The sequence below is a fragment of the Curtobacterium luteum genome (assembly GCF_014646995.1).
In the GTDB taxonomy this organism is placed as follows: Bacteria; Actinomycetota; Actinomycetes; order Actinomycetales; family Microbacteriaceae; genus Curtobacterium; species Curtobacterium luteum.
Genome location: NZ_BMOI01000025.1, coordinates 1 through 2,419 on the forward strand (window position 1 = coordinate 1; position 2,419 = coordinate 2,419).

The 2,419-nt window shown below is 61.6% G+C and carries 3 protein-coding genes; 2 read left to right on the forward strand and 1 reads right to left on the reverse strand.

Annotated features, from left to right (window positions below; translation table 11 throughout):
- The first annotated feature begins 185 nt into the window (after positions 1–185).
- Positions 186–551, forward strand: coding sequence for a helix-turn-helix domain-containing protein (locus tag IEY20_RS16890; protein WP_148286209.1), 366 nt, complete (start codon positions 186–188; stop codon positions 549–551).
- Positions 552–630: 79 nt separating this feature from the next.
- On the forward strand, positions 631–1,371 hold the full coding sequence (locus tag IEY20_RS16895; RefSeq protein WP_175327243.1) for an acetoacetate decarboxylase family protein: 741 nt from the start codon (positions 631–633) through the stop codon (positions 1,369–1,371).
- 129 nt (positions 1,372–1,500) lie between these two features.
- On the opposite strand, the gene IEY20_RS16900 is transcribed toward IEY20_RS16895, so the two are convergent.
- Positions 1,501–2,419: hypothetical protein (locus tag IEY20_RS16900; protein WP_229728154.1), on the reverse strand; the 919-nt coding region annotated here is incomplete at its 5' end.

Sequence of the window (2,419 nt, forward strand, 5' to 3'; positions counted from 1 at the left end):
CAGCTGTGTAGGGCTCATGCCCCGCGACGGCGGAGATGCGGTCCCCGCTGCCGCGCCCACGGACGCGTCTGATCGTCGGTGGTACGGGAGCAACTGTAGAACAAAAAGGAACAAAACGGAACAGAACCACCTAAAACGGGGGTGAACCGACCGTGGTCACCCCCGTAAAGGGGGTCCGTTCGGCCGTGAAGCGCACCATGTCGCCGGGGCGCGCTCCGTTCAAGGTGTATCTGCACCAAAGTGCAGTAACGTGTGCTCTTCCACCCGTTACCCACGGAGTCAATATGTCAACGCGCCTTGAGCAGCTCTTTGATGGCTATCCACCCATTCTTTCCGCGAGAGAACTCGCGGAAATATTGGGGCTGAACAACAAAACTGTTTACGAATATCTTCAAAACGGTGATCTCCCGGCGTACCATATCGGGTCGAAATGGATCATCGTGCGTGACGAAGTGCTGGAGCACATCCGGAGCACCTCGAACACGCCGGGTGAATCGGCTCCGCCGGGGCCGCGAGTGGTGGCAAAACATGACGTTGAATCAGTCCAATAGGTAGGCCGACCGTTTCGCTGGAGTGCGGGCGGAGGATAATCGAAGACAGCCTCCCTATGAATCTGCCTATGCTGGCGTGGTGTTGGCCTCTGAGGTTCTCCGGCTCTTTACGACGCCCGCGAATGTGCCCGTAATTTCGGGGCGCGGTTCGATCGCTCATCGCCGAACCGTGCTGCGGATCGACTACGCCACAGACGAGCACGGAGCGCGGAGGCTGCTCCCTGAGCCACTCGAGCTCACCGAGATCCCGCTCGCGAGCATCTATCTCACGCAGTACCACGGCATGTACGGCGACGAGCCCATCATTGAGGTGGCGCAAGCTATCGAGTGCCGGGCGCCTGGTGGGGCAGTCGGCGACTTCGTCGTCGTGGTTTACACCGACAGCATGCCGGCGCTGCTCGGAAACCGGGAGATGTACCTCCAGCCTGTGCTCCACGGCGTCGGCGTGATTCGCCACCAGCAGAGCGCCACTGAATTCAGCCTGCGTATCGGCGACAATGAGGTCATGTGGGGGAGTGCTGCGTATAAACACGATCCAGTACCACTTCCGGAAGCAGAGGCGTTCTTCGCTCGGCCGAAGTTCTACCTCAAAATACTCGGCAGCCCGCTGTTGGGGGAACCGGTTCGGCATCGCCTCTTCAGCTTGGAGCCCTCTTCAATCGCTTTAGCGGAAGCGTATAGAGCGCCCTCCCGACTTACATTTCGGGGGCACGTCATGGCGCCACTTGATGATCTGCCTATCGTGCAGATTCAAAGGTGCCAGTACGTAGAGGGGGAGTGGATGCCAGGCGGAGCGGAAGTCATTCACCGGTACAACTAGACAGCAAACGGCGGCCGGGAGAGATTCTCTCCCGGCCGCCGCTTGTTGTGTTGGTCGAGCCGACTAGGCCTGCGTCACAGGGCATGGGCGGCAGAGCTCGTCGCCCTGCCGCCCATGCCTCGATTGCGGTTAGTTGTGTCGACCGATGCGGCGCTTCCGCAGGTGGGTCCAGATCAGCAAGATCCCACCGATGAAGAACAGGACCAACGCCACTCCCATCGGCATAGCAACGTTCGCGCCAGTGAACGCGAGGGAGTCCGCCGCCGCTGTGGCGGTCGGCGTCGCGGTAGGCGATGCGACGGTCTGCGGCGAGACCTGGATCGTGAAGGTGTTCACGAAACCGTCCTGCCGGATCGTGATGACGTGCGGGCTTGCGTGATTGAACGTGATGGTCGCGTCATCTTGGCTCAGCGCCTTCACCGTGTCTGTGGCGATGCTGGACGTCACCGACACGCGCTGCAACGAGGTGACGGGATTGCCGTACTTGTCCACCTTCACGACGTCTACTTCAAGCGTCGAGCCCTGCTTGGCCGTGATCGTTGCGCCCGGCTTCTCCCCAGATGTAAGCCACTGCGTGACGGAACCGTCCGGCGCGACCTCCCACACGGGTTCGTCCTTCGACTCCCACCGCTGCGGAGACACGACCGCTTTCAAACCGATCGGCTTCGCGGGATTGACGATGAGCTCGATCCGCTCGACCGCCTGACCCTGCGAGTTCTTCGCCGTCACCACAATCTCAGGCGAGCCGATATCGGTCAGCACGCCCGAAAGCGTTCCGTTCTTGAAGGTGACACCGGTGGGGAGGCTGCGGTCCGCGTTGGCATCGCTAGTGACCGTGTAGGTCGGAGCTGGGTTCCCCGTGGCCCCAAAGCCCGTGAAGCTGAAGCGCTCGCCCGCAGTCACCGTGCGTGACAGGCTGACGTCCGACTGACCGTTGAACAGCGGAGCAGACAGCGGCAACGCCCTCCCAACTGGCCCAACCGGATTGCTCGTCACCGTTGCAGACTCGCCGTTCGCCGAGCCGGTGACCGACACCGTGATCTGCGCG